Origin of the sequence: Spirillospora sp. NPDC048911, from assembly GCF_043198015.1 — a bacterium.
Taxonomy (GTDB): Bacteria; Actinomycetota; Actinomycetes; order Streptosporangiales; family Streptosporangiaceae; genus Spirillospora.
On sequence record NZ_JBICUD010000008.1, the window covers coordinates 254,690 to 279,055 of the forward strand.

Annotated in this window: 27 protein-coding genes; 14 read left to right on the top strand and 13 right to left on the bottom strand. The window is 70.0% G+C overall.

The genetic code is table 11. The features are described 5' to 3' along the window. Nucleotides 1-309: 309 nt before the first annotated feature. Nucleotides 310-876, top strand: a complete 567-nt coding sequence (locus ACGFNU_RS33570; RefSeq protein ID WP_392600684.1) for a flavodoxin family protein — start codon at nucleotides 310-312, stop codon at nucleotides 874-876. A gap of 15 nt (nucleotides 877-891) precedes the next feature. Here the strand turns inward: ACGFNU_RS33570 and ACGFNU_RS33575 are convergent, their stop codons facing one another. Then, nucleotides 892-1,755, bottom strand: coding sequence for an NAD(P)H-binding protein (locus ACGFNU_RS33575; protein ID WP_392600215.1), 864 nt, complete (start codon nucleotides 1,753-1,755; stop codon nucleotides 892-894). 18 nt (nucleotides 1,756-1,773) lie between these two features. After that, a complete protein-coding gene (locus ACGFNU_RS33580; protein WP_392600217.1) occupies nucleotides 1,774-3,018 on the bottom strand; it encodes an MFS transporter in 1,245 nt (414 codons plus the stop codon). Between the two features lie 79 nt (nucleotides 3,019-3,097). Here ACGFNU_RS33580 and ACGFNU_RS33585 point away from each other — a divergent pair, with 79 nt between their 5' ends. Then, complete coding sequence (locus tag ACGFNU_RS33585; protein WP_392600219.1) at nucleotides 3,098-4,006, top strand: LysR family transcriptional regulator; 909 nt, start codon at nucleotides 3,098-3,100, stop codon at nucleotides 4,004-4,006. Here ACGFNU_RS33585 and ACGFNU_RS33590 read toward each other — a convergent pair whose 3' ends face one another. Continuing rightward, on the bottom strand, nucleotides 4,007-4,927 hold the full coding sequence (locus tag ACGFNU_RS33590; protein WP_392600221.1) for a hypothetical protein: 921 nt from the start codon (nucleotides 4,925-4,927) through the stop codon (nucleotides 4,007-4,009). Nucleotides 4,928-5,245: 318 nt separating this feature from the next. After that, nucleotides 5,246-5,827, bottom strand: a complete 582-nt coding sequence (locus ACGFNU_RS33595; RefSeq protein WP_392600223.1) for a Scr1 family TA system antitoxin-like transcriptional regulator — start codon at nucleotides 5,825-5,827, stop codon at nucleotides 5,246-5,248. Between the two features lie 505 nt (nucleotides 5,828-6,332). Here ACGFNU_RS33595 and ACGFNU_RS33600 point away from each other — a divergent pair. Both ACGFNU_RS33600 and ACGFNU_RS33605 read left to right on the top strand, forming a co-directional pair. Then, on the top strand, nucleotides 6,333-6,695 hold the full coding sequence (locus ACGFNU_RS33600; RefSeq protein ID WP_392600226.1) for a hypothetical protein: 363 nt from the start codon (nucleotides 6,333-6,335) through the stop codon (nucleotides 6,693-6,695). 261 nt (nucleotides 6,696-6,956) lie between these two features. Beyond that, nucleotides 6,957-7,112 (top strand): hypothetical protein, encoded by a 156-nt coding sequence (locus ACGFNU_RS33605; protein WP_392600228.1) that lies wholly within the window; start codon nucleotides 6,957-6,959, stop codon nucleotides 7,110-7,112. Nucleotides 7,113-7,625: 513 nt separating this feature from the next. Here the strand turns inward: ACGFNU_RS33605 and ACGFNU_RS33610 are convergent. Together ACGFNU_RS33610 and ACGFNU_RS33615 are read right to left on the bottom strand one after the other, a co-directional pair. Beyond that, nucleotides 7,626-8,726: a winged helix DNA-binding domain-containing protein gene (locus ACGFNU_RS33610; RefSeq protein WP_392600230.1), complete on the bottom strand. Its 1,101-nt coding sequence runs from the start codon at nucleotides 8,724-8,726 to the stop codon at nucleotides 7,626-7,628. Nucleotides 8,727-8,859: 133 nt separating this feature from the next. Beyond that, complete coding sequence (locus ACGFNU_RS33615) at nucleotides 8,860-9,468, bottom strand: DinB family protein (protein ID WP_392600232.1); 609 nt, start codon at nucleotides 9,466-9,468, stop codon at nucleotides 8,860-8,862. Between the two features lie 63 nt (nucleotides 9,469-9,531). On the opposite strand from ACGFNU_RS33615, the gene ACGFNU_RS33620 reads away from it, so the two are divergent. Next, entirely contained in the window at nucleotides 9,532-10,518 is a 987-nt protein-coding gene (locus ACGFNU_RS33620; RefSeq protein WP_392600234.1) for a helix-turn-helix transcriptional regulator, read from the top strand. A gap of 245 nt (nucleotides 10,519-10,763) precedes the next feature. On the opposite strand, the gene ACGFNU_RS33625 is transcribed toward ACGFNU_RS33620, so the two are convergent. Further along, nucleotides 10,764-11,954: a serine hydrolase domain-containing protein gene (locus tag ACGFNU_RS33625; protein ID WP_392600236.1), complete on the bottom strand. Its 1,191-nt coding sequence runs from the start codon at nucleotides 11,952-11,954 to the stop codon at nucleotides 10,764-10,766. A 130-nt stretch (nucleotides 11,955-12,084) separates the two neighbouring features. Between ACGFNU_RS33625 and ACGFNU_RS33630 the strand changes: the two genes are divergently transcribed. Next, the gene (locus ACGFNU_RS33630; RefSeq protein WP_392600686.1) at nucleotides 12,085-12,720 is read left to right on the top strand and encodes a response regulator transcription factor; all 636 of its coding nucleotides are present in this window, start codon (nucleotides 12,085-12,087) and stop codon (nucleotides 12,718-12,720) included. Here ACGFNU_RS33630 and ACGFNU_RS33635 read toward each other — a convergent pair. Next, a complete protein-coding gene (locus ACGFNU_RS33635; protein ID WP_392600238.1) occupies nucleotides 12,710-13,714 on the bottom strand; it encodes an NAD(P)-dependent alcohol dehydrogenase in 1,005 nt (334 codons plus the stop codon). The two genes, ACGFNU_RS33630 and ACGFNU_RS33635, sit on opposite strands and share 11 nt — an antisense overlap. A gap of 33 nt (nucleotides 13,715-13,747) precedes the next feature. Beyond that, nucleotides 13,748-14,149, bottom strand: coding sequence for a nuclear transport factor 2 family protein (locus ACGFNU_RS33640; RefSeq protein ID WP_392600240.1), 402 nt, complete (start codon nucleotides 14,147-14,149; stop codon nucleotides 13,748-13,750). 87 nt (nucleotides 14,150-14,236) lie between these two features. Here ACGFNU_RS33640 and ACGFNU_RS33645 point away from each other — a divergent pair, with 87 nt between their 5' ends. The 4 genes from ACGFNU_RS33645 to ACGFNU_RS33660 all read left to right on the top strand — a co-directional run bounded on the left by ACGFNU_RS33645 (nucleotide 14,237) and on the right by ACGFNU_RS33660 (nucleotide 17,614). After that, nucleotides 14,237-14,809, top strand: coding sequence for a TetR/AcrR family transcriptional regulator (locus tag ACGFNU_RS33645; protein WP_392600242.1), 573 nt, complete (start codon nucleotides 14,237-14,239; stop codon nucleotides 14,807-14,809). 418 nt (nucleotides 14,810-15,227) lie between these two features. After that, complete coding sequence (locus ACGFNU_RS33650) at nucleotides 15,228-15,920, top strand: hypothetical protein (RefSeq protein ID WP_392600244.1); 693 nt, start codon at nucleotides 15,228-15,230, stop codon at nucleotides 15,918-15,920. Nucleotides 15,921-16,327: 407 nt separating this feature from the next. After that, entirely contained in the window at nucleotides 16,328-16,921 is a 594-nt protein-coding gene (locus tag ACGFNU_RS33655) for a hypothetical protein (RefSeq protein WP_392600246.1), read from the top strand. 21 nt (nucleotides 16,922-16,942) lie between these two features. Beyond that, on the top strand, nucleotides 16,943-17,614 hold the full coding sequence (locus ACGFNU_RS33660) for a hypothetical protein (RefSeq protein ID WP_392600248.1): 672 nt from the start codon (nucleotides 16,943-16,945) through the stop codon (nucleotides 17,612-17,614). 92 nt (nucleotides 17,615-17,706) lie between these two features. Here the strand turns inward: ACGFNU_RS33660 and ACGFNU_RS33665 are convergent, their stop codons facing one another. Together ACGFNU_RS33665 and ACGFNU_RS33670 are read right to left on the bottom strand one after the other, a co-directional pair. Continuing rightward, entirely contained in the window at nucleotides 17,707-17,925 is a 219-nt protein-coding gene (locus ACGFNU_RS33665; protein WP_392600250.1) for an alpha/beta fold hydrolase, read from the bottom strand. A 156-nt stretch (nucleotides 17,926-18,081) separates the two neighbouring features. Beyond that, nucleotides 18,082-18,570, bottom strand: coding sequence for a cupin domain-containing protein (locus ACGFNU_RS33670; RefSeq protein ID WP_392600252.1), 489 nt, complete (start codon nucleotides 18,568-18,570; stop codon nucleotides 18,082-18,084). Between the two features lie 255 nt (nucleotides 18,571-18,825). Here ACGFNU_RS33670 and ACGFNU_RS33675 point away from each other — a divergent pair, with 255 nt between their 5' ends. From ACGFNU_RS33675 to ACGFNU_RS33685, 3 genes are read left to right on the top strand one after another with little or no spacing between them, the layout of a single operon-like run. Then, complete coding sequence (locus ACGFNU_RS33675) at nucleotides 18,826-19,305, top strand: RrF2 family transcriptional regulator (RefSeq protein WP_392600254.1); 480 nt, start codon at nucleotides 18,826-18,828, stop codon at nucleotides 19,303-19,305. Nucleotides 19,306-19,352: 47 nt separating this feature from the next. Next, complete coding sequence (locus ACGFNU_RS33680; protein ID WP_392600256.1) at nucleotides 19,353-20,522, top strand: MFS transporter; 1,170 nt, start codon at nucleotides 19,353-19,355, stop codon at nucleotides 20,520-20,522. Between the two features lie 12 nt (nucleotides 20,523-20,534). Further along, nucleotides 20,535-20,936, top strand: a complete 402-nt coding sequence (locus ACGFNU_RS33685; RefSeq protein WP_392600258.1) for a RidA family protein — start codon at nucleotides 20,535-20,537, stop codon at nucleotides 20,934-20,936. 11 nt (nucleotides 20,937-20,947) lie between these two features. On the opposite strand, the gene ACGFNU_RS33690 is transcribed toward ACGFNU_RS33685, so the two are convergent. Continuing rightward, nucleotides 20,948-21,400, bottom strand: a complete 453-nt coding sequence (locus tag ACGFNU_RS33690) for a winged helix-turn-helix transcriptional regulator (protein ID WP_392600260.1) — start codon at nucleotides 21,398-21,400, stop codon at nucleotides 20,948-20,950. 54 nt (nucleotides 21,401-21,454) lie between these two features. On the opposite strand from ACGFNU_RS33690, the gene ACGFNU_RS33695 reads away from it, so the two are divergent. Next, on the top strand, nucleotides 21,455-22,861 hold the full coding sequence (locus ACGFNU_RS33695) for an MFS transporter (protein ID WP_392600262.1): 1,407 nt from the start codon (nucleotides 21,455-21,457) through the stop codon (nucleotides 22,859-22,861). On the opposite strand, the gene ACGFNU_RS33700 is transcribed toward ACGFNU_RS33695, so the two are convergent. Beyond that, entirely contained in the window at nucleotides 22,794-23,183 is a 390-nt protein-coding gene (locus ACGFNU_RS33700; RefSeq protein WP_392600264.1) for a hypothetical protein, read from the bottom strand. The genes ACGFNU_RS33695 and ACGFNU_RS33700 overlap by 68 nt on opposite strands. Nucleotides 23,184-24,366: the final 1,183 nt, after the last annotated feature.

Consider the following 24,366-nt stretch of genomic DNA (forward strand, 5'->3'; position numbering starts at 1 on the left):
GCTGCCCTAACGCACGCCGTCGCCCCAGCGGACGCCGCCTCGGCACACGCCGCCCCAGCGCACGCCGCCGCCGTACCAAGGCAGGCCGCCGCCGCAACGCACGCCGCAGCCGCCTCATCGCACGCCGCCGCTGCCCAAGCGCACGGCGCCGCCCCGCTGCACGGCGCCGACCCGGCGCACGCCGCCGTCCCTGTGCACGCCGGGTGGTCGCGCTGGCATGCTGCTTGGGGCACTGCGGCCCAGCAGGCCGTGCCGACCGCGGACTGGTACGGCACCAACTGGTCAGAGCAGGGCTTCGCCGACGACTCGGTGCGGCAGATCGTGCGGCTCACCGGTGGCGGCGCCAAGGTCCGGCTGCGCCGGGCCGCCGAGCTGGCCCCGCCGGAGGCGGTCGAGTCCAACCCCGCCTGGGCGGCGAATCTCACCGCGACGGCCGACGTCCCGACGGCCACCGCCGACGACCTCATCTGGGCGGACGGGGTGCTGATGGGTTCCCCGACCCGCTTCGGCAACATCGCCGCCCAGCTCAAGCAGTTCCTCGACACCCTGGGACCGGCGTGGCAGCAGGGCTTGCTCGCCGACAAGGTCTACAGCGGCTTCACCTCCGCCGGCACCGGGCACGGCGGGCACGAGGCCACCCTGCTGGCCCTGTCGCACACGTTCCACCACTTCGGCGGCATCCTCGTCCCGCCCGGCTACACCGACCCGGCCAAGTTCACCGACGGCAACCCCTACGGCACCTCGCACTTCGACCAGGGCGGCACCGCCCCCGTCGACGACACCACCCGCGCCGCCGCCCGCGTCCAGGCCGAACGCACCGTCACGTTCGCCCGCGCCATCAAGAACGCCAACCGACCGGCCGCGGTCTCCGGATAGCGGGCGAGCATCCGTTCAGTTGAATGCCGGGGTGTGGTCGCGGACGAAGTCTGCGATGTCGCGTGGGGGGCGGTTGAGGAGGTCGGTGACCGTGCCGGTGGTGAAGTCGCCCCAGCCCGACGCGTACGCCTGCGCGTACTCCTCGAGCATGTCCACGATCCAGCTCGGGACGCCGTAGCCCAGCAGGGTCTTGCGCTTGGCGTCGTCGCTGACCGGCAGGTGGGTGACGGACCTGCCGAGGGCGAGGCTCAGCTGGCCGGCGACGTCGTCGAACGTCAGGGAGCGCGGGCCCGTGAGGGTGTACGTCTCGCCGTGGTGGCGATCGGGGTCGTCGAGGAGGACGCGGGCGGCGACCTCGGCGATGTCGCGCACGTCGATCATGCCGAGGCGCGCGGAGGCCATGTTCTGCGAGAACGTGCCGGTGGCGGCGATGTCGCCCGCCTCGTTCAGGAGGTTCTGCATGAACCAGTGCGGACGCAGGATCGTCCAGCTCATGCCGCTTTGCTTGGTCTCTTGGTCCGACAGCGCGTGCAGCCTGCCGCTGCGGTTCGGCGCGTCGTGCGCCGCGCCGACGACGGACAGGCGGACGATCCGCTCGGCACCGGCCTGGCGGGCGGCCCACACGGCGTTCATGTTGTTCTCGGGAGCGCGCGGGCCGTTCGGCGTGAGCAGCCACACGTCCTGGACGCCCTCGAAGGCCGGCGGCAATGATCGGGCGTCGTCGAGGTCACCGACGAAGACCTCGGTGGCGTGGAGGCCTTCCGCTTTGGACGCGTCGCGGACCAGTGCGCGAAGGTTCACGTCGGATCCTTCCAGCGCCTTCGCCAGGGCGGTCGACACGGTTCCGTTGGCTCCGGTGATCAGCACGGTGCGTGACATGTTCTGCTCCTTCAGGGTTCAGCTGGTCGAGGTGGCCGGGGTGCGGAGGTGAGCCGGGGGCTTCTCCGGCGTCCGGTTGACGGTGATGCGCTCCAAGATCCAGAGCACGGCGGTCCCGGCTGAGAGGGTGGCGCCCAGGACGCAGACGCCCGTCCAGCCGCCGTTCACCCAGATCACCGAGGTCAATGCCGAGCCGGTGGCACCGCCGATGAAGAAGGAGGTCATGAAGGCGGAGTTGATGCGGTTGCGGGCCTCGGGCCGGAGGGCATAGAGGACGTTCTGGGTGCTGTTGAGCACCGCCTGATGTGCCAGGTCCAGCACGACCACGCCGGCGAGCAGCCAGAACAGCGAGCGGGCCCCGGCGGCGATCGGCAGCCACGACGCCGCCAGCAGGACCGTTCCCGCACCGGTCACGATCTGGACGTGCCCGCGGTCGGCCAGCCGTCCCGCCACCATGGCGGTGAACGCGCCCGCGGCGCCGATCAGGCCGAAGAGGCCGATGGCCGGCTCCGACCAGCCGTACGGCGACCGCACCAGCAGGAAGGTCAGCGCCGTCCACAGCACGCTGAACGAGGCCATGCTCAGGGCGCCGATGCCCGCGCGCCACCGCAGCAGCGGCTCGTACCGGAACATCGCGACCGTCGAGCGCAGGAGGCCCGGGTAGGACAGGCGCCGGCCGTCGCCGCCGAGGCGGGGCAGGAAGATCCGCAGCAGGACGGTCATCAGCGCCATCAGCGCCGCGTTCACCCAGTAGACGGTGCGCCAGCCGCCCAGCTCGGACAGTGCTCCGGACGCGGTGCGCGCCAGCAGCAGGCCGAGCATCAGTCCTGTCATGACGGTGCCGACCACCTTGCCGCGTTCGGCCGGGTCCGCCAGCGTCGCCGCGAACGGGACCACGACCTGGGCTCCGACCGAGGTCAGCGCCGTGAGGGCCGTGCTGATCAGGAGCACCGTGCCGTTGGGCGCCGTCGCCGACACCAGCAGGAACGCCGCGGTCGCCGCGTAAAGGGCCACGGCGAGCCGCCGCCGCTCCATCAGGTCGCCGAGCGGCACCAGCAGGATCAGTCCCAGCGCGTACCCGGCCTGCGCGGCGGTCACCGTCAGCGCCGCCAGCGAAGGCCCGAGGCCCAGTTCGCGGCCGATCACGTCGAGCAGCGGCTGCGCGAAGTAGTTGCCCGCGACCGCCAGCCCGGTCGCCACCGACATGAGCAGGAGCAACCCGCGCGGCAGACCGCTCTTCGGATGGGGTCTCGTCGTCGTCATGCGTCCAGCTTCGGCGACGAGCGATCAATGAGTCCAACGCATATTTGTCATCGGAACGATCGTGTATCAAGATTGATCCATGGAGCTCCAGCAGATGCGGTACGTCGTCGCCGTCGCGGAGACGAGCAACTTCACCCGCGCCGCCGAGCAGTGCCGGGTCGTCCAGTCCGCGCTGAGTCACCAGATCGCCCGGCTGGAACGCGAGCTGGGCGCCAAGCTGTTCGAACGCACCAGCCGCCGCGTCCGGCTGACCCCGGCCGGCGAGGCGTTCCTCCCCGCCGCCCGCCAGGCCCTCGACGCCGCCGACCGGGCCCGCGCCGAGGTCGCGGCCGCCGCCGGCGAGATCCGCGGCCGGCTCGCCATCGGCGCCATCCCCACCGTCGTCGCGGTCGATCTCCCGGCCGCGCTGAAAGAGTTCCACCTGCGGCATCGGCAGGTACGGATCAGCCTCCGCTCGGGCGCCAGCGAGGACCTGATCGAGCGGGTGCAGCAGGGCGGACTGGACATCGCCTTCCTGGGGCTGCCCCCGGGCGTCCGGCCCAAGGGCGTCCGCGGCCGCGAGCTGGCGCGCGGCGAACTGGTCGCCGTGGTGGCGCCCGGCCACCCGCTGGCGGACGATGACCGCGTCGAACTGCACCGGCTGGCGGACGAATCGTTCGTCGACTTCCCCGCGGGGACGGCCGGCCGCGTCCAGTCGGACGAGGCGTTCGCGGCGGCCGGGGTGCGGCGCGAGGTCGCCTTCGAGATCTCGACACCCGACTTCATGGCGCGCCTGATCAGGCAGGGCCTGGGCATCGGAATGCTGCCCGCCGCCTTCGTGTCCGCGTTCCCCGACCTGCATGTGGTGCGGCTCAGCGACGCGCCTGCTCGCATAGAGCACGTCATCTGGAGCCGCTTTCAGCCGTCCCCGGCCGCCACAGCCTTCCTTGCCGCGCTGGACATCTCGCCAGCAGATTCATCAACGCCGCCAAGCAATGGCGGCGGATAATTACCTGACGTCGACGTAGTCGCTGGGAGCGTTCGACTTCATGTAAGTGGAGTTGCCTTTGTACATCGCCATCCAGGTGCCGTCCTTGGACACCTTCAGCGCCTTCTTGAAACGCCCCTTGGCGTCGGTCTTCGCCACGGCCATCTGCGTCCACGTCGAATGGCCCTTGGCCTTGAAGTACACATAGACGACCGCCCCGGCACCGGGCTTGGCGTTCGGCACGTAACGGGAAAGCCGGCCCGTGACCGTAACGGCCTTGCCCTTCTTGACCGGCTCAGGGGAGGCGTTGAAGCCCGACACCTGGGTCCGGTACCGCACGTCGACGTATTGCGGGATGCTCACCGCCGGCAGGCTCCCGGCGTAGCCCGGGTAGCGAAGCCGCCAGTACCCGTCCTTGGTGATCTTGCCGAACGAGAACCGGAAGCCGTCGGCCCACGTGGGCCTGGTGTTCCGCTCGGTGATCCGCCGCCAGCCCTTCTTGCCGTCCGGGGAGAACTCCACGATCATCAGCGCGTCGCCGATCCATCCCGTGTCCCCGTTGGTGAGATTTCCGGTCACCGTCATCGGGGTGCCATAGGCGTGCGGGTTTGGTCCCGCGTCCACCCACATGCCGGGGGTGTAGCGGAAGTGCACCGTGACGTTCTCCGTGCGGCTTCCTGTCAGAAGCTCGGTGTCACGGGCGACCACCGTCAGGGTGTGGGTCTCGCCAGGCGACCCCGCCCACGTTTCCAGGAAGGTGGTGCCGTCCTCACGGGTCACCATCTCTCCGGCGAGCTTCTCCCTGGACGTCCCGTAGTCCCAGTAGAGGGCGACCGGGACGTCCGCGGCGGGAACCAGGCCGCTGGGATCGCGCCGCTTGACCGTGACGTTGACGACCACCATGTCGTTCGGTTCCAGGTTGGCGCCAGGCTTCAAGTTCATGGACGTGACGGTTTCCTGCTTCGCGACGGCCGCAGTTACCGTATCCGCCTGCGCGAGCGACGGAATTCCCATACCGGACCCCGCGATAACAGCGGCGACGGACAAAGACAAAGTTCGGCGCAAGGTGCCTCCTCCAGATGACGTTCAATAACAAGACACACTCGACCATGTATTGGTTGCCCACCTGAAGATCACGATTAGATCACCGGCAGCCGAGACCCTCCGGATTGTTTGCGGGACGGACGCAGATACACGTGAACCCCCAGCCAACGGCCGGGGGTTCGGTGCGTCCGGATCGAAATGTTCCCGCTCGCCGGGTCAGGCGAAATCGTGCCTGCCGTCCTTGATGCCGGCGACGAGGGACCGCCAGCCGGAAGCATCGAGTGCGATCTTGGGCCCGCGCGGGTCCTTCAAGAGCGCGAAGGAGCCGTCCAGACCGCAGTGCTCACCCGCGTCCCTCTCCAGTACCCGGATGCTGACGTTGGGGAGCTCCCCCACTTGCAGCGGATGGCCAAGCTGACCTCGCATGATCTCGTTGCCGCCCACGGGCTGTGCCAGGGCCACCCAGTTGAGGATCACGAAGATGTGCGGCGGCTTCTGCCTGTCGAAGACGGATGCTTGCCGGGCGATCCGTTTCTCCAGCGCCGCTTCGACGTCCTCAGCCAGCTCGCAGGGCCAAGCAGGACACCGACCAGCACATCCTGGACGAGCTTCAGGCGGACTTCGCCGGTTGGAAGATCTGGCGCGCTCGGCGAAGTCGTGACGGGCTTCCGGGCGCGTGGCTCGCGACTCGTCACGACCCGAAGGTCGGAATACTGAGTGATGGTGATTGGGCGGGTGGACGGCCTGGCTCGCGCCGTGCGGGACGTGGAGCTGACCGAGCAGATCACCGCTGGTCACCAGCGGCCACGCGGCACCTACGGCGTCTCGCGTCCACGCTGTGCCGCAGCGCGCAGGCACGGCCTGTGGCCTCAGACGTGTCGCCTGCATGATGCGGGCCGCCGGGCTGGCCGGCCGCCCCCATCGGCGACGGCACCGCACCACAATCTGTGAACGGCCACCCGCCCCGACCTGGTAATCCGCGACTTTCGACCCGACCCCCACCGCCGCCCACCTGCGCACCGAGCTGGTCGCCGACGCCCTGCGATCTGCCTGCCGCCAACGCCGCGAAGTCGCCTCCCTGGCCGAGCAGCCCGTCCTCGTTGCGGCGAGCGGGCCGGACCAGGTGCGCGCGAAAGGCCGGTGAAGAACTCCTCGGTGCCCTCTCCCGACAGCCCCTGGTCGGTGACCACGACGGTGCCGGGAAGTGGCCGGTCCACGGGAATAAACCTTCACGTGGGTATTGACAGATGATCACGACAGGAAGACGATCATCGTACCAAGATCTTCCCGAAGGGAGCTCGAAATGCAAATGACGGGCAATCGAGTCCTGTCCATTGTGGCCGCGGCGCTTACCGTGGTCGTGGCGCCTGCTGTGGTTGCCATTCCGAGCGCAGCGGCGAACGAGAAGGACGCCGGGATCATGGCCGGATGCACGAACTGGACGCCGCATATCAGAGGAGTCATCACCGGCACGGCTAAGGTGCACAGCAGCTATTCGGGGTCGTCCAGGGTGATAGCCACGTGGAAGTACGGTCAGCTTTTCCGTGTTGACAAGCGTTGCGTGAACAGCGCCGGAAACCTGTGGTGGCACTCGGACTGCTGCACTGGCACAAATGGCTACATCTGGAACGAATACACAAAGGCCGCCACCGGAGAGGGTTCCTAACCAGAGTTAATGGGTAATGGCGGTTGGGTGAATGGACCGGCCAGGCGCGGGAGCGTATGCCGGTTGCATGGCCAGATACCCTCAGGGCGGTGGGTCGACAGTTGCCGGCCGTGGCCGGCGTGAACGGGCGCGGATGCAGGCCGCGCAGTGGTTCGCAGGTCCCCGGCCGTCGCGCCGTCCAACGCGACGAACAGGCGATCACCGCCTGGAAGCAGGAGGTGTGGCCGCAGGTGAAAGCACCGCGGCCAGCACGGCAGCCGGGTGTCGATGGCCGGGATGGTCTGCTACCGGCCCGGCGCCCGGTCCCGGCTGATCTACCGGCTGCACCACTACCGCCGCCGCACCGGCGAACGCGCCGCCTTCACCCTGGAGGAGTACAAGCGCACGGCTGCCTGGACCCCACCGGCCTCGCCCTGACCACCACACCCGCCATCACCGATTAACCCTGGTCAGGTGTCCTCGGCGGGGGTGTCGCCGGCTGGCGCTGTCGCGCCCCATCCGAGCGGCGGACCGCGACAACTGCGCAGCCGCCAGGCTCGTCCGGATCACCGCCCGATCCGCACGGTTGCGGGCCTGTGCGGTGGGCTGTGACCCCGCCTGACCCGCGGCGGCATCGTCACGTCCGGCAGCCTCACCCAGCAACTGCTCCACCTGCTTGGCCAGGCCGGCGGCATGCTCATCGAGACCGGCCGCGTGCATCTCAGCCGCCTGTGACCACTCATCACGTCCTACGGCGTTGCCATCCCGGAGGCCGGCGGCTCCGTCACGTATGCGGGCCGACTGGTCACGGCTGAGCGCCGCCCGCCGGCGCACCCGCGCAGCCACCGAAACATCCTGATCGTCCGAAGCCGGGTCCTGCGGTCCTGACGCTGTAGAACCGCATCGAGAGGCAGCGCCCGCTGAGTTGGTTCGTGCTTCCGGGAAGCGGCGTCAACTGGGGGACGCGGCGATCTGGATGCGGTGGCTTTCGTTGTCGGAGAGGAACGCCGCCAGGGCTTCGCCCTCCTCGGCGACGGCGGTGCGGTCGGTTCGGGAGAGGTCGCGCAGCGGGGTGACGATCACTGTGGCGTCCTTGACGGTCCAGGTGGCGGCGACGCGGCCGTCGACCAGGACGACGCGTTCACCGGCGACCGACAGGCCGCGGTGGGCGTCGTCGATGATGCGGCCGCGGTCGTGGTAGCCGAGGATCGCGTTGTCGAACGCGGGCAGGAACCGTACCGGCGCGGGCGTGCCGGGGTCGGGACGCGGCGCGTCCGGGAGGTCCAGCAGTTCGCGGCCTCGCTCGTCGCGGAAGGAGATCAGCTCCTCGCGCACCGCGGCGACCGCCCCTGGCAGGCCGGTCAGGCCGCACCAGGCGCGCAGGTCCGCCGTGGCGGCGGGGCCGAACGCGGCCAGGTAGCGCCGTACCAGCGCCTGCCCCACAGGATCGGAGCCGTCCGAAGGCGGTGCGTCGATCTCACGTCCCAGCCACGAAGAAAGCGGGACGTTGCGTACGCCCCCTTTCGTCCGCCACAGCCCGCGCGGCGGCAACTGCACCACCGGGATGAGGGCGGCGATCAGTATCTCGCCCAGCGGCCGCGGTGGGACCGCCGGCCAGCGTTCGGCCAGCGCCCGCGCGAGCTCGGTCATCGAGCGGGGTTCGCCGTCGGCCATCACCGCCCAGCCTGCCGCGGCGAGCTCGTCGAGGTCCATCCCGTCGAGTTCGCGGCGGTAGGCACCGAACGTTTTCTGGCGCAGCATGCTGTCGTGGCGGGCCCGCCAGGCCAGGGCGTCGTCGGCGGTGACGAGATGAACGGTGCGGCGCATGAGGTGGACGCGCACCACGTCCCGTCCGGTCAGCAGGTCCGAGAGCGTCGACGGGTCGAACGCGCGCAGCCGCGACCAGAGCCCGGCGAACGGTTCTTGCGGCTCTTGGGCTTGCAGGCCGCACAGATGCGCGACGGCGTCGAGAACGGGGAGGTCGGCGCGATCGAGCAGCAACTGCCGGGCGAGCGTCGCGCGGTTGAGCGCCCGGGTGTCGAGAACGGTCATCGGGGTCGTGCCGCGTCGCGCTCGTGCGTCGTCACGATGGCGGCGTTCCTTTCTTGAGGGGACCGGACGGCCGCCGGCCGGGTGCTGGTGCCTGGTCGGCGGCTCGTCCGATCTTGCCGTGATCCGGCGGTGGTCAGGTCGATTTCCGGCCGTCGAGGGTCTCGCGCAGGATGTCGGCGTGCCCGGCGTGCTGCGCGGTCTCGGCGATGACGTGCATGAGCACCCGGCGCACGCTGTGCACCGCTCCCGGCTCGTGCCACGGCGCGTCCGGCAGCGGGTGCGTCGCCGACAGGCCGGGAACGGACGCGATGATCTCCTCGGTGCGGGCCGCGACCCGCTCGTAGCGCGCGACGATCCCGGCCAGCGTCTCGCCGGGCGACAGCTGGAACTCGTTCTGGTGGTCGATCGCCCACTGCGGGATCTCGCGTGCGGTACCGGCCGCGAGGTCGGCCCAGGTGACGCCCTCGGGCAGGTCGTAGCGCATCGCCGACGGGCCCTCGACGGCGAAGCGGAGCCATCCTTCTTCGAGGGACGCGACGTGCTTGATCAGCCCGCCCAGGCACAGCGCGCTGACCGTCGGACGCTCGGCGGCCTGCTCGTCGCTCAGCCCGCGCGTCGTCTTGATCAGGGCCGATCGGGCGGTCGCGAGCGCGGCGAGCAGGTCGGCCCGCTCGGTGTCGAGGGGCGTGGTGGTCGCGGTCACGGCATTCGGGCCCTTCGGGTCGTGGTCGTTGTTCGGCACGAGACCCACAGTGGCGGGGGAAGCGGTCAGGATGTGTCCTCTTCTCGCGGCAATATTGGCGTCATGCCGAAGACTTCAGCGCGGCTGCTCTCGTTGCTCTCGCTGCTCCAGGCGCGCCGGGACTGGCCAGGGGCGCTCCTGGCCGAACGGCTGGACGTCAGCCCGCGGACCGTGCGCCGCGACGTCGACCGGCTGCGCGAGCTCGGCTATCCCATCGTGGCCTTCAAGGGGCCCGACGGCGGATACCGGCTCGACGCCGGTACGGAGCTGCCCCCGCTGCTGTTCGACGACGAGCAGGCCGTCGCCCTCGCCATCGCGCTCCAGATCGCCACCACCACCGGCGCCGGGATCGAGGAAGCCGCGGCGCGCGCGCTCAACACCATCCGGCAGGTGATGCCAGGACGGCTGCGCCACCGGATCGACACCCTCCAGGTCACCGCCGTCGAACGGCCCTCGTCCCGGCCGGACCCGCGGGTCGGCAGCGGCGTGCTCACGGCCCTCAGCGCCGCCGTCCACGCCCGCGAGGTGCTGCGCTTCGACTACAGCCCGATCTCCACGCCAGAGGCGGACGGCGCGCCGAACCCGCCGCGCCGGGTGCAGCCGCATCACCTCGTCACCTGGGGAGGACGCTGGTACCTCGTCGCCTGGGACCTCGACCGCGAGGACTGGCGTACCTTCCGCGCGGACCGCATCACCCCGCGCACGCCGACCGGGCCCCGCTTCACGCCGCGCGAACTCCCAGGGGGTGACGTGGCCACCTTCGTGGCCGGCTGGTTCCGTGGCGGCGCTGGCGACTGGCCCTGCCGAGGCGAGGTGATCCTCGGCCTGCCCGCCGCCGTCGTGTCCGGCTACACCCGCGACGGAGTCGTCGAGGAACTCGGCCCGGACCGCTGCCGCCTCGTCCTGGGCTCGTGGTCATGGCCCGGCCTGGCGTCCGCCCTGGGCAGGTTCGACGCCGACATCGAGGTCGTCGGCCCGGCCGAACTCAAGGACGCGTTCGCCCACCTGGCCCGCCGCTACGCCAAGGCAGCGGCCGACCGTCCCGACTGATTCCGCTGATCCCGCGCCGGACCCGCCTCGCGAGCAATCGGCAAGCCTGAGCCGAGCGACCCGCCTCAGATCAGGTCAGCAGACGTCAGAGCCCCAGACAACGCGCTCGACCCAGCGCATCACAGACGTTCCATGACCAGACCTGCCGCGGCCGCCCGAAGGCGAGCGGCCGCGGCGCGTCGGTCAACAGGCGCGTCGGTCAACGGGCGCGTCGGTCAGGAGGAACGTCGGCCCGGGGGCGTCGGTTAGGAGGTGCAGAGGGCGTTGTCGATGAGGTCTGCGGAAGCCTTGTACTGCTGGATCGGCGACTGGTCCGGCTGCAGGCGAGTGGCGTAGAAGACGGTGGCGGCGCGGCGGCCGTCGGGGGTCACCGCGTTGTCGGTGATGGAGTTCCAGCCGCCTCCGCCGTGGAACCACACCCATCCCCCGCAGGACAGGCGGCGCTTCATCAGGCCCAGCCCGTACCCGGCGTCGCGCCAGATTTCCTGGAAGGGCTTGGCCGGAGTGGTGTGCTGCATCTCGGCCAGCTGGGCGGGACGTAGCAGGCGACCGCTCACGAGTGCCTGGAGGAACCGGTTGACGTCGCTGGTCGTGCTGATGAGCGACCCGTCCGGGTGGCCCGCGGCGAAGGTCGACACGTCCGTCTCCGGTCCGCCGGGAACGAACCGCTTGTAAACGGTCATGTGAGGTTGGGGCAAGGAGGCGGAGGTTCCGGGGATGAGGGTGTGCCGGAGGCCGAGGGTTTCGATGATCCGCTCGTGGACCTCCTGCTGCCAGGGCCGCCCGGTGGCCTTCTCGATGATCATCCCGGCGAGGACGTAGTTGGTGCTGGAGTAGGCCCAGCCGGCGCCCGGCTCGAACGTGGGCCGGTGCCGCATCGCCATCGCGACGAGCTGCTCCGGCGAGTAGGTGCGGAAGCGTTCACGCCGGAACGCCTCGGGCGTGCGGGCCTGCTCCATCGGCACGTCGTCGGCGTATTCGGGGACGCCGCTGGTGTGGCCGAGCAGCTGCCGCACCGTGATCTTGGTGCCGTCGTTGCCGTTGCCTCGCACCACGCCGGGCAGCCAGCGGTCGACGGTGTCGTCCAGTCCGACCTTGCCTTCGCCTGCGAGTTGCAGGACGACGGTGGCGACGAACGTCTTGGTCGTGCTGCCGATCCGGTGGTAGGAGTCGGGCCTGACGGGAGCACGGGTGGCGAGGTCGGCGACACCGCTGCGGGCGACGGCACGGCCGCCGGGCGTCCGCGCCTCCGCGAGCACTCCACTCGCGCCGGTCTCTCTCAGCGCGTCGGCATCGCGCTGCAGCCGGGTCGGCGCGTCCCCGGTGTCCAGGGCGTACGCCGCCGTTCCCGACAGCATTGCGATGAACGTGACGGCGGGGGGCAGGATGCGCCGGAGCGACGAGGGACGGCGCGATGTCTTCAATGTCTTGGTCATGCCCCGGACGCTAGGTTCGGCGGCGGCCGGGGACGATACCGCCTGCTGCCCGCAAGAGGTACAGCCTGCTGTAGTGCCCCCATCTCCCTTTGTGGCCGCGCGTTCCGGTGTCCCGGTGGACGTGCACGCCGTGCGGATCGTGATCGCCGAGGACAACGTCCTGCTGGCAGGCGGACTGGAACTCCTGCTCGCCGCCAAGGGCTTCGAGGTCTGCGCGGTCGCCGGGGACGCGCCGGGCCTCCTCGCGGCCGTCGACGAGCACCGCCCGGACGTCACGATCGTCGACGTGCGGCTGCCGCCGTCCTTCCGCGACGAGGGCATCCGCGCCGCCCTGGAGGCCCGCCGCCGCCACGACGGCCTGCCGGTGCTCGTGCTGTCTCAGTATGTGGAACGAGAGTACGCGGGCGAGCTGCTCTCCGACGGCCGCGGCGGCATCGGCTACCTGCTCAAGGACCGGGTCGGCCGGGTGGCCGAGTTCGTCGACGCCGTACGCCGGGTCGCCGAGGGCGGCACGGCCATGGACCCCGAGGTCATCCCCCGACGACCGCGGCCACCGCCGCGGCCTAGCCGTCCTCACCTACCTAGACCGCCCACGTCAATGACTCGCCGCGCTGCTTACTCCTTGGCCGTGGGGTGCGCGGGCGCTGCGGGTCGCGCTGATGCTGGCGAGCAGGCCACGCTTGTTACGTCCTGGCTAGGTCGGGACGAGGGTCCGGCAGGAGTGTCTGGGGTGGACGGACCGGGGCCATATCCGTTCAGAGGGTGATGACCACCTTGCCGAATGCCTTGCCCGAGGCGTAGTGGCGGTAGGCGTCCGGGGCGTCGTCGAACGCGAACACGCGGTCGATGACCGGTTTGAGGCCATTGACCTCGACGGCGCGGTTCATCGCGACGAACTGCGCCCGGCTGCCGACGGCGACGGCACGCAGGGTGGCGCCGGAGGCGAAGATCGCCCGGGGGTCGATCGGCGACGCCGTCCCGGAGACGAAGCCCACGCAGGCGACGTGGCCCGCCGTCGTCACCGCGGCCAGCGACCTCTCCAGAAGGCCTGCGACATCGACGACGCGGTCGGCGCCCCGGCCGCCCGTCAGTTCCCGCACCTTGCCAGGCCAGTCGGGCGTGGCCCGGTAGTCGATGACCTCGTCGGCGCCGAGCTCGGCCAGGCGCTCGGCCTTCGCCGGGCTGCTCGTCGTGGCGATCACCCGCGCGCCGAGCGCCTTGGCGAACTGCAGCGCGAACAACGACACCCCGCCCGACCCCTGCGTCACCAGCGTCTGGCCGGGCCGCAGTCCGATGCCGTCTCCGGTCACCGCGTTCCAGGCGGTGACCGCGGCGCACGGGAGCGTCGCGGCCTCCTCATAGGAGAGATGGCCGGGGATCGCTACGAGCGCGTCCTCGTCGATCAACGTGAGCTCGGTGAGCATTCCGTCCAGCGAACCGCCACGCTGCGGCAGGTGCTCGGCCCCGAACGGCCCGTCCTGCCAACTCGGGAAGAGCGTGGCGGCCACCCGGTCACCGATTCGCGCCTCGCTGATCCCGGGGCCGACCGCGACGATCTGGCCTGCCCCGTCCGATACCGGAATCACGTCGGGCTTCACCGGCAGCACGTAGTCGCCGCGGAGCACCATCAGCTCGCGGTAACTCAACGAGGTCGCCCGCACCGCGACCAGGACCTGCCCGGCGCCCGGCACCGGGTCCTCGTGCTTCCTGATCGCCAGCCCGTCGATCCCGGCACCGCTGTTCACGTGGTAGCTGCGCATGGGAGGTGCTCCTTCCGTCCTCGTTCTCGATCGTCAGCCGTTGGCCACGTCCGTCTCGGCCGCCAGCGGGACCTCGCCGGCGGTCTTGCTGTAACCGAGGGCCTCGACGATCAGGCCGTCCTGGACGTGCATGAGGTTCACACCCCGGACCGAATCGGCGGGGCCGGCGCCGAAGTGGTAGCGCCAGCGGATCGTCGCCCGCTCGCCGGCGACCGCGACGTCCTCGACCTCGAATTGGGTGGTGCGGTCCTCGGCGAGCGCGCGCCAGAACGCGAGGCAGGCCTCGCGGCCCTCGGAGCGGGCTCCGTCCGGCGCGGGCTGGATCGCCTCCATCACGCATGCGTCGCCGATCAGGTCGGTGAGCGCGTCGGGGTCGTGGTTGACGAAGGCGTGGTTGAAGCGGTCGATGACCTCGGTGGTCGTGCGAACCGTCATGATCGGCTCCCTGTAGATAGAACATTCGGTCTACTCGACCATATAGAACGGTTGATCTACCGGTCAACCCCTGGCAGGCTTGCGTCCATGAGCACACGCACCGCGCCGGGCCCGCGCGACCGACTGCTGGACGCGGCCCAGGACCTGACCTACCGCCACGGCGTGGGCATCGGCGTCGACGCGCTGCTCAAGGCCGCGAACGTGGCCCGGCGCTCGCTGTACGAGCATTTCGGCGGCAAGGACGGGCTGATCGCCGAAGTGCTGCGCCGCAGTACCGCCGAAGACGAGGCCGACTACCACCGGACCATGAACGCCGCCGGTGCCGACCCGCGCGACCGGCTGCTGGCCATCTTCGACAGGCTCGCCGAGGTCGTCGACAAGCCCGAGTTCCGCGGCTGCCGCTATCTGGCCGCCGACCTCACCCTGACCGACCCCGACCATCCCGGGCACGCCATCACCCGCCACTACCGCGAGCGCGTCCACCAGCTCCTCGAAGACGAACTCCGCGAGCTCGGCCATCCGCAGCCCGCCCACGCCGCCGGCCAGCTCCTCCTCCTCATCAACGGCGCCTTGGCGACCGGAGCGACCCACCCCGACACCAACCCGGCGACCTCCGCCCGCGAACTGGCCGAACAGATCCTCAACGCGGCCGACAGCTGACGAAAGCGCGCTTCCAGCGGCAAGAACCAGGAGCCGCCCTCCAACACGCACTCTGCACACCCGCCGACTACGCCCTGCCCACCTGCCAATACGCGCACGCTGCGGCCCTGCAAACTCGCGCACTCTGTGCGTCTGTCAATACGCGCGCGCCCTGTGCGCCCGCTGGCTGCGCTCTGCGCACCTGGCGGCTGGCGCTACCCGCCTGCTCGATACGCGCGCGCATGCGGCCCGTCTGCCAATACGCGCGCGCGCCCTGCGCACCCGCCAGCTGCGCTTTGCCACCTGCCGACACGTGCACGCTGCACGCCTGCCAGCTGGGCTCCTGTGCACCTGCCGGCTGGGCGGGCCCCGCGAGGAACCGGCGGGGCGGGCTGATCGTCTGAGCCGTGATCGGATCCCGTCTCACCAGGAGCGGCGTATGCGCTGGCCGGCCGTCATGTTGCTCTGCACGCTCGCCGCGGCGGGATGCGGTTCGCCGAGTCCGCGGGACGCGGCGCTGCCGGCGTCGCCGAAGCCCTGCGCCGGACGAACCGGCACGGCGTCGCCCAAGCCCACGCCCAGCGCGACCCGAGTGCCGTGGCGAGCGGAGGAGATGGGCGATGGATCGGTGCGGATGACGGTCGGGGACGTGGACGCGGCGCCCAAGGATCCGGACGCCGAACGGGTCGCCGACCATCGTGCGCCACTTCGTCCGGACGAGTGCGACACCGTCCGGATCACCAAGGTGCGCGGCTGGTGGTGCACCACGACCGTAGAGAAACTCGCGGTGTCGGGCGAGATCGTCGTCGGTGGCGCGCCACCGCGAGCCCAGATCAAGAGCGCCGGATTCAGCACCCGCTGCTCGGGCCGCCCCGGGCGCATGCGGCAGCGGTACGTGATCCAGCGCGACAGCTGGGCCAGTTGGCGTTCGTACGGCGGCGTAGGGAAGACCGCCTGGACGACAAGCCAGGACCAACGCGGCGGCAAGGTGACCGACGTCTGCCCCAAGGGACGCGTGGGCACGTACAACTACCGCCTGACCGTGCACCTCGAAAGCGACGCGGCGCCGATAGGGGACGCCTACGCGGCGAGCGCCCGGATCCGCACCGACTGCGGAACCGGCCTCAGCTGAGATCCCAGCCGGCGGGTAGGACCTGGAGGCAGATGCGCAGCCGATGCCGGCTGCTCCTGGCGCGACCGCGACTCCGTGCACCACAGCCGATCCTCTGCGGCGAGCCCCAGACCGGCACCGGCACGTCCTCGCCGGAGCCGTTCAGGACGAGGTCGCCGCAGGAACGCTGCACGCCGCGCACCTGACACCGACTCCCCCACGCAAACAGCTCCGCCAGGAGTTTCCGTCCACAAGCCCCAGCCTGGGCCGCCCTAAGACGGCTTTCGGGCTGAATGTCGCGCGCATGGGCCCAGGGCACTAGATCCACATGGTGCCGTGGCATCTGTCGTCACCACTTGGTAAAGGGCTTAGCTCCTGTTCAACGCCTCGGCGCGCCCCTGCACCCCCTGAGCGAACGAGATGGTGACATGACAGAATCCCCTCCCCCGGACGACCGGAGGCGCCGCGTTCACGGCGTCCTCCGGATCCTCGCCGTCGCGGCCGTAGCCTCCGGCGCGCTGGTGGCCGTCCAGGCCCCTGCGCAGGCGACTCCGTGGCCCGAGGACCGACTGGCCGACAACGCCACCCACACGTACTGCATCACCGGCGGCGGCTGGACGACCAATCGCAGGACGTCCGTCGTCTGGGGCATGAACCGGCTGGCCAACACCACGGACATGTCCGCCTCGTCCGAGAGCTGCACGATCAAGACTGACGTCATCTGGCGCACCAAGAACCTGGAAGGGGGCGTGCGGGGGCGCACCAGGTGCACCAAGACCATCGGTCCCCGGTGTGACAGCAACACCATCTGGATCGACTTCCCGGAGATCGCCGAAGGCACCGACGACTGGTACGACTACCGCAAGACGGCCGTGCACGAGATCGGCCACACCGTCGGCTTCGACCACCACGTCACCGGCTCGCACCAGTGCGCCATGATCAGCGGCGAGGTCCCGAGCCGCGCGATCGCCTGGCGCAGCTACAGCGCCCACGACCGCAGCCATCTCAACGGGTCCTACTGAGCCGAGCGGGAGACCACTGAAATGAAGATCGTCGTCATGTCCGCCGCCGCGCTCGCTCTCGCGTTCACGGCGACCGCCTGCTCCGGCGCGGACTCCGGTGGCAGGGTCACCGCCGTGAGCGGTACGAGCACCGCGGGCTCGGTGCGCGAGCTGACCGAGCTGGCCGGCCAGAACGTCCACGTCGACTACGACGCGCTGACGTCCCCGGCGGACGCCAGGAAGAAGGCCGACCTCATCGTCGAGGGAACGCTGGCCAAGGTGGAGAACGGAATCCGGCTGGCCGCGGCCAATCCGGCCCAGGCCGGGCCCGAGGAGACCTACGTCACCTTCGTCGTCAACGTTCAGAAGGTGCTGGACGGCGACGCGGACAAGGTGAAGGACGGGAAGGTCTACGTCTCGGTCTACACCGACGGCAGCACCTCCCCCGCCAAGCTCACGGCGCTCAACCCGCAGGCCAAGGTGGTCGCCGTCCTCGACGACATCACCAATTGGCGCCCCTCCCCCGACGAGACCGTCGTCCGCCCGGCGAACATCCCGGCGACCGCGCCCCTGTACGCGCCCTACACCGACGGCATGTGGCTCCAAGGCCAGAGCGACACCCAGATGTTCGGCGTCGGCGCCGAGGCTTCCGACCTACCTGCCGGCTGGAAGCACGCCAAGACGCTCACCCAGTTCTCCGCCACCTTCAAGTAGGCGCGAAACCGATGCCCGACCCCGTCACCAACGGGGTCGGGCATCGAATATGACACACATCACATTGAACGTTCCGCCTCTCAGCCTCCTCCTTACTTGCAGGCGGCCCGCTCCGCCGACAGGCACAGCAGGAAGCCGATCCAGCCGCCCCAGTCGTGGCCGACCAGCTTCGCCCGTTCCACGCCGAGCGCGTCCATGACCGCCAGCACGTCTTCGGCCATCGCCTCCTTGGCATAGCCGTGCCGCGGAGCATCCGACCAGCCATGACCACGCAGATCGATGGCCAGAACGCGATGATCGGCGGCGAGCATCGGGATCAGGTAACCAGCGACCTCCGCCCGCAGCCGCCCGCAGACGACGGAGAGCGGGCGGAAGGCCTTGCATGCGCTGTTCGCCGGATGTCGGCGTTCCGGTCGTCCGGTGAACGCTCGTCGACCACGCCGATCTCGGACTGCACGCCCGACCGGCTAGACCATGTACTGGTCGTGGCGGTTGTAGAGGTCGGTCCATTCCGCGTCGCTCAGCTGCCGTCCGCTCGCCACGATCTCGGCCAGTTCCTCGAAGTAGGGCTCGCGGGGAGCGCCCGGGGCGAACAGCACCAGCATCGTGGCCGGCCCGTCCTCGTTGCGGAACGCGTGAATTCCTCCTGCGGGCGCGAAGAGGAAGTCGCCTGGCGAGGCCTTGGTCCAGGCGTCCCCGTTGTAGAGGCTGACCGTCCCGTCCAGGATGAAGAAGGATTCGGAGAAGGTCTTGTGGAAATGCGGGCTCCCTCCTGACGGCTCGGCGCCCATCTCCCATCGGTAGAGCCCGTACTGGCCGCCGGTGCTCTCGCCGGTGGCCAGGTAGTGCACCTTCGTACGCCCGCCGATCAACAGGTCCGGCACGGTGTCCGCGGTGTGGAACCTGCCGGTGATCTCGCCTTCGTCACCCAGGTAGAGCGCGTCCGGATAGGACATTCCGTTCCTCCTCGTCAGTTGCCCTCAACGTAGCGGTGAACGATCTCGCAGCCGGTGGACGGCCCGGTCGTCGGGAGTGACCTGACTCCGGCTCGCCCTCCCGGCGTCCGGCGCGCCCGACCGACGCGTCCTCCGACCTGCAAGCGCGCCTCCTCGTTGAGTACGTGCACCGTCGGCGGACGATCGCGGGTGCTCGGTTTCGGCGGGCGGATGGCGCGGGACAATCTTGGACGTGTAAGGTCCAGAATCATGCGGATGGGCGAGGGAGTGGAATGGGCACTGCACACGTGCCTCAACCTGGCGTGGGTCGATAACGATCGTGCGGTGCCCACCGCGACGCTCGCCGCGTTCTACGACCTGCCCCCCGCCTACCTCAACAAGCAGCTGCAGGCGCTGGTCCGCGCCGGGATCCTCAGCTCGACGTCCGGCCCGCGAGGCGGCTTCCGGCTGGCTCGGCGGCCTGCGCAGATCACGGTGCTGGACGTGGTGACGGCGATCGAGGGCCCGCAGGAGGCGTTCGAGTGCACCGAGATCCTTCGGCAGGCGCCCGGCGGCGAACAGGGTGCCGACTACCGGGCGACCTGCGTGATCTCCCAGACCATGCGCCAGGCCGAGCTGACCTGGCGGCGGGAGCTGGCGGGACGCACCCTCGCCGACATCAAGTCGACGGTGGAGGAACGCTTCCCCGCCGTCCCGGGCCAGACGCGGAACGGCCTGGGCAAGACCCGTACCTGAAAACCGCCCCCTCCCCCGGAGGGGGCTTTTCCCGGGAGTAATTCTGGATGTTCTATAGTCAGATAGTAGCTAAGCGGGAGTGGTCGGCGGTCCTGGCGGTCGCGCTCGGGATCTTCGCGCTGATGACCTCCGAACTGCTGCCCGTGGGCCTGCTCACCCCGATCGCCTCCGACCTGGACGTCTCCGACGGCGCGGCGGGGCTGATGCTGACCGTGCCCGGCCTCGTCGCCGCCGCCGCGGCCCCCCTCGTCACCGTGACCGCCGCCCGTGTGGACCGGCGGGTGCTGCTGGCCGCGCTGGTCGGCCTCATGGCGGCCGCCAACCTGGTCTGCGCCGTGGCCCCGCACTACGCCGTCCTCTTGGCGGCACGGCTGGCGATCGGCGTGAGTGTCGGCGGGTTCTGGGCCATCGCCGGCGGTCTGGCGGGACGGCTCGTCCGCGCCGAGCACGTCCCCCGGGCCACGGCGATCGTGTTCGGCGGCGTCTCCACCGCCTCCGTCGCGGGCATTCCGGCGGGAACACTGATCGGCGATCTCGGCGGCTGGCGCGCGGCCTTCGCCGCCGTCGGCATCCTGGGCCTCGCCGCGTTGGCCGCGCTGGTCATCCTCGTACCGCCGCTGCCGCCCCGGGGCGCCATCGCCTTCCGGGAGTTGCCGGAGTTGCTGCGGCGCAACGCCGGGGTCCGCGTCGGCGTGCTCGTCACGTTCCTGCTGATCACCGGCCACTTCACCGCCTACACCTTCGTGCGTCCGATCGTGGACGAAGCGTTCGTCGGCCCCCTCCTGATGGCCTACGGCGTCGCCGGAATCGCGGGCAACTTCGTGGCCGGATCACAGATCGCGGCACACCTGCGCGGCACCCTCCTGACGCTCTGCGCCGCGCTCGCGGCCGTCACGGCCCTGTTCGCCGCGTCCGGCTCCGGCCTCGTCGTCGCCACCGTCCTGCTGGTCGCCTGGGGACTGGCCTACGGCGGGGTGTCGGTGAGCCTGCAAACCTGGATGCTGAAGGCCGCGCCCGAAGCGGACGACACCGCGCCCCAAGCGGGCGAGGCCGCGTCCTCCCTCTTCGTCACCGCCTTCAACCTGTCCATCGCTTTGGGCGCCCTCCTCGGGGGCGCCATCGTCGACCGCACCACGACCACCGGCGCCCTCTGGGCCGCCGCCCTCCTGGCGCTACTGGCCACCATCACGATCAGCACTTCCCGTACCAACCGATAACGAGAGGCAGCCATGTCGCACATCATCATCAACCCGGCCGACCTTCACGACCCGACCGGCTTCGGCTACAGCCACATCGCACGCACGCCAGGCGGCCTGGTGTTCATCGCGGGCCAGTACGCCTCCGACGAACAGGGCCAGGTCACCACCGCCGATTTCGCGGAGCAGGTAGACCGTGCCCTGGCCAACCTAGGCATCGCCCTGGCCGCCGTAGACCTCGGCTACACCGACGTCGTCCAACTCCGCACGTTCATCGTCGACCACGACCTGGACAAGCTCACCGTCCTGGCCACACGGATCGAGCGGATCTGGGGCTCACGCCCGCCCACGCAAACTCTCACCGGCGTGGCGTCACTGGCCCTCCCAGGCATGCTCTTCGAAATCGACGCCGTCGCCGTGGCGGCCCACCCGTAACACGAGGTTTCCTATCGGGCCTTTTGCACGTGGGTGGTGTCGGTGCCGAGGAGGGTGCCGTCGGCGTTGGTCGGCGCTAGTTCCGGCACAGGCGTGCCGTGCTGGTCGACAAGGGTGGAATGGGTCTCGCCAGGGGCGAAGGCGTGGCGTTCCCCCCACTGCCGCAGGGTGAGGATGACAGGGAAAAGGTCGCGGCCTGCGTCGGTGAGCACGTATTCCTGGCGGCGGCCCGATGGTGCGGTGCGCTGGACGAGAAGTCCGTGAGCGGTGAGCTTGCGGAGGCGGTCGGTGAGGATGTTGCGGGCGATGCCGGTCCGGCGCTGGAACTCGGTGAACGACCGTGCCCCGTCCATCGCGTCTCGGATGACGAGAAGGCTCCACCGGTCGCCGACAAGGTCGAGCGTGCGGGCGACGGGGCACTCAGGGTCGGTCCAGTCGGGTTCGGTCCGGTCGGCTCGCGGCATGGCATCTCTCGATCGGTTGCGGATTGAAACCATCATGCCGTACGGTCCAATTAGTTGCAATTCGCTACTGACTGGAGCGGGATGGACGCGTGGCGACGATTGCTGCTGGCGGTGGTGTGCGGCGTCGCTGTGGCGAGCATCTATGCCGCGCAGCCGGTTCTGGAGCCGATGGGACGCGATCTCGGCGTGTCGGCGGAACTCACTGGATGGATCGTCGCGACCGGCCAGATCGGCTACCTGGCTGGACTGGTGCTGCTGGTGCCGCTCGGCGACATGGTCGACAGGCGCCGGCTCATCGCCGTCCACCTGGCGCTCACCGCGGCGGGCATGACGCTCACCGCCTCGGCGTCGGCCGCGTGGATGGCGTTCGCGGGGCTCGCGGCGGCCGGGATGTTCGCGGTCGTGGTGCAGACCACGGTGGCCTACGCCGCATCGGTCTCGCCACCTGCCGAACGCGGACGGAACATCGGCATCGTGACCTCGGGCGTCGTGGTCGGCATCCTGGGCGCGCGGGTCGTCACCGGCATCCTCGCCGAGGCGTGGGGTTGGCGAAGCGTCTACGCCGTACTCGCGGTGCTGTCACTCGGCCTCGCGACCCTCGTCCTCGGCGTACTGCCGCCAGACGAACGCCCCATCCAACCGGCGGGCTACAGCCGAGCCGTCGTCTCACTCAGCGGACTTTTCAAGCAGCGCATCGTCCTGACGCGCGGGCTGATCGCATTCTTCTTGTTCGCGTCGTTCGGGAGTCTGTGGAGCGGACTGTCCCTGCCCTTGACGGACTCACCGTGGCACCTGGACGAGAGCCAGATCGGCCTGCTCGGCCTAGCCGGACTCACCGGCGCACTCGGCGCGGCACGCGCGGGACGGTGGGCAGACGCGGGACGGGCGGCCCCAGTAACCGGCCTTGCGCTCACCCTGCTCATCCTCTCGTGGGCAGCGATCGGGCAGCTGCCGTGGTCACTGGGGCTCCTCATCATCGGAATCGTGATTCTCGACTTCGCAGTGCAGGTCGTGCATGTGAGCAACCAGCACCTGCTCACCGCCGCGCATCCGGACCGCACCAGCAGTGTCATCGGCAGCTACATGGTCTTCTATTCGCTCGGCTCCGCCCTCGGCGCAGCCGCGACAACCGCCCTCTTCACCGCCCACGGCTGGACGGGCTCAAGTCTCCTCGGCGCCGGATTCGCCGCCTGCGCGCTGGTCATCTGGGCGACCGACAGACACCCGAGCCAGAACGCGGCCAACAACGAGAGCGCCCCAGCCGGGCTTAAGCCTGGAGCCGGGCCTGAGCCGGGGGCCGGGCCTGAGCCGGGGGCCGGGCCTGAGCCGGGGGCCGGGCCTGAGCCGGGGGCCGGGCCTGAGCCGGGGGCCGGGCCTGAGTCTGGGGCGGCGCTCAATCCTGTGCGCGCCGTTCAGCCCGCTTCTTGCCGACGTCAAGGCCCCACAGCAGAAAGACCGTGACGATGATGGACGCGATGGCGGCGAGCCACCAGGCGGGCGAGGGCAGGCGAGCGGGCAGCGACAGGACGGGCGTGGCGTCGATGAGCTTGCCGACGAACGGCCCGATTCCCTGGTACGCACCCAGGATCAAGACGATGGCCGAGAGGGAGTCATAGGTCTTCGGATCCTTCATGGGCACATCGTTTCGATCCCCCGGCGGGCGCTGATAGCGACCAAGGTCGATACCGGCGGGCCACTGGTCGGTGCAGGTGGTCGGCCACTTATCAGTGCAGGTGGTGGGGCTGATGCGGCGTCCGGGCCCGTCGGCCTGGACCGCGTCCACCGACGGTTGACGGCCGCAGGCGTGAGCTGTTTCACATCACCGCGCGGATAGGTCAGACCGGCAGCGAGGAGACACCTCAGTGTGTGACCATGACTACGTTGCGTGTTCATGTACGGATCCGGGCCGTACGGAACAGGCGACAAGCCGCCGGACCCCCCGCGTTGACGCAAGTCATCGTTCTCCCACGAGAGGCCGTGCGAAGAAGTCAGGTGCAAGTCGATCTCGCGACACGCCCCCTTGGTCGTGGCATGCCACTCGGTGACCCGACAGGATGGCCCGCATGGTTGCTAGCGCTGGACTAACACACGGGAAGGGTCCACGTCCCAATCGGCGTCCGCACCGTCTCCTGCAAGGTCGGGTCCAGCCCGGCATCAAGGAGCGGGCCGAGCGGGGTGCCGCGGCTCGAGGCGTGTCCATCACCCGCTACCTGGAACTGCTGATCGAAGGCGATGAACTGGCTGACGCAGGCGGAGGCAGCGAGATGGACCTCCAGCTGCGCTCGGCGTCATGACCCACCCGACTCCCCGACCCCGACTACCGCGGGCTTGGCCGCGAAGGAGACCGATGAGAGCCCCGTAAATAACAGAAGGCCCTCGCGCCCGTTGCTTGCCGGCTACCCGCGCGAGAGCCTTCCCCGAACCTCCCCGACCACCACCCACACCGTCCGGCGCTGCCTCAAGGGGGCAATCCCAGGCCGTGCTGGCCGGTGCTCCGTGGTGTCGGGGCGTCCAATGACGTCCGGAGTGCATCATAGAACACAGAACCCTGGCGAGTCCCGCATGCCCCACTTCGGGTGTGGCGCACAAAAACTGCGGCAGAGCTCTCGCCGAGAAGCCGACCCTTGCGGACCCATCGATCCGCGCGCTCGACGTGCGCGCCACCGATGGCCGCGATGCCCTCACCGAGCAGGCAAAGACGCTGGTCAACCTGTTCGGAAGCCCGCTGCCGGCCGTGGTCACCGGCCCGGATCAGCGCGGCGCAGGACGGCGGCAACCGTCCGGGCACCTGTCGGCATCAGCTTCCGGCGCGTCATTCGACGGCACTTTCCTCAGGCTGTGGACAGGTCGGCGCGCCGCGCACCATCAGGCACGCCGGAGGTCTACGATCCCACCTAGGTTGCTGAGCCCCACTGTGAGCGGGCGAAGTGCCCTGAAAACCAGTGACGGCGGCCCTCCAGCCATCG

Coding starts and splice junctions, on each gene's coding strand:
- ACGFNU_RS33575 (WP_392600215.1), bottom strand. CDS start 1,755: ATGTCACGCACCGTGCTGATCACCGGAGCCAACGGAACCGTGTCGACC.
- ACGFNU_RS33580 (WP_392600217.1), bottom strand. CDS start 3,018: ATGACGACGACGAGACCCCATCCGAAGAGCGGTCTGCCGCGCGGGTTG.
- ACGFNU_RS33585 (WP_392600219.1), top strand. CDS start 3,098: ATGGAGCTCCAGCAGATGCGGTACGTCGTCGCCGTCGCGGAGACGAGC.
- ACGFNU_RS33590 (WP_392600221.1), bottom strand. CDS start 4,927: ATGAACTTGAAGCCTGGCGCCAACCTGGAACCGAACGACATGGTGGTC.
- ACGFNU_RS33600 (WP_392600226.1), top strand. CDS start 6,333: ATGCAAATGACGGGCAATCGAGTCCTGTCCATTGTGGCCGCGGCGCTT.
- ACGFNU_RS33610 (WP_392600230.1), bottom strand. CDS start 8,726: ATGACCGTTCTCGACACCCGGGCGCTCAACCGCGCGACGCTCGCCCGG.
- ACGFNU_RS33620 (WP_392600234.1), top strand. CDS start 9,532: ATGCCGAAGACTTCAGCGCGGCTGCTCTCGTTGCTCTCGCTGCTCCAG.
- ACGFNU_RS33625 (WP_392600236.1), bottom strand. CDS start 11,954: ATGACCAAGACATTGAAGACATCGCGCCGTCCCTCGTCGCTCCGGCGC.
- ACGFNU_RS33635 (WP_392600238.1), bottom strand. CDS start 13,714: ATGCGCAGCTACCACGTGAACAGCGGTGCCGGGATCGACGGGCTGGCG.
- ACGFNU_RS33640 (WP_392600240.1), bottom strand. CDS start 14,149: ATGACGGTTCGCACGACCACCGAGGTCATCGACCGCTTCAACCACGCC.
- ACGFNU_RS33645 (WP_392600242.1), top strand. CDS start 14,237: ATGAGCACACGCACCGCGCCGGGCCCGCGCGACCGACTGCTGGACGCG.
- ACGFNU_RS33650 (WP_392600244.1), top strand. CDS start 15,228: ATGCGCTGGCCGGCCGTCATGTTGCTCTGCACGCTCGCCGCGGCGGGA.
- ACGFNU_RS33655 (WP_392600246.1), top strand. CDS start 16,328: ATGACAGAATCCCCTCCCCCGGACGACCGGAGGCGCCGCGTTCACGGC.
- ACGFNU_RS33660 (WP_392600248.1), top strand. CDS start 16,943: ATGAAGATCGTCGTCATGTCCGCCGCCGCGCTCGCTCTCGCGTTCACG.
- ACGFNU_RS33665 (WP_392600250.1), bottom strand. CDS start 17,925: ATGCTCGCCGCCGATCATCGCGTTCTGGCCATCGATCTGCGTGGTCAT.
- ACGFNU_RS33670 (WP_392600252.1), bottom strand. CDS start 18,570: ATGTCCTATCCGGACGCGCTCTACCTGGGTGACGAAGGCGAGATCACC.
- ACGFNU_RS33675 (WP_392600254.1), top strand. CDS start 18,826: ATGGGCGAGGGAGTGGAATGGGCACTGCACACGTGCCTCAACCTGGCG.
- ACGFNU_RS33680 (WP_392600256.1), top strand. CDS start 19,353: ATGTTCTATAGTCAGATAGTAGCTAAGCGGGAGTGGTCGGCGGTCCTG.
- ACGFNU_RS33685 (WP_392600258.1), top strand. CDS start 20,535: ATGTCGCACATCATCATCAACCCGGCCGACCTTCACGACCCGACCGGC.
- ACGFNU_RS33690 (WP_392600260.1), bottom strand. CDS start 21,400: ATGCCGCGAGCCGACCGGACCGAACCCGACTGGACCGACCCTGAGTGC.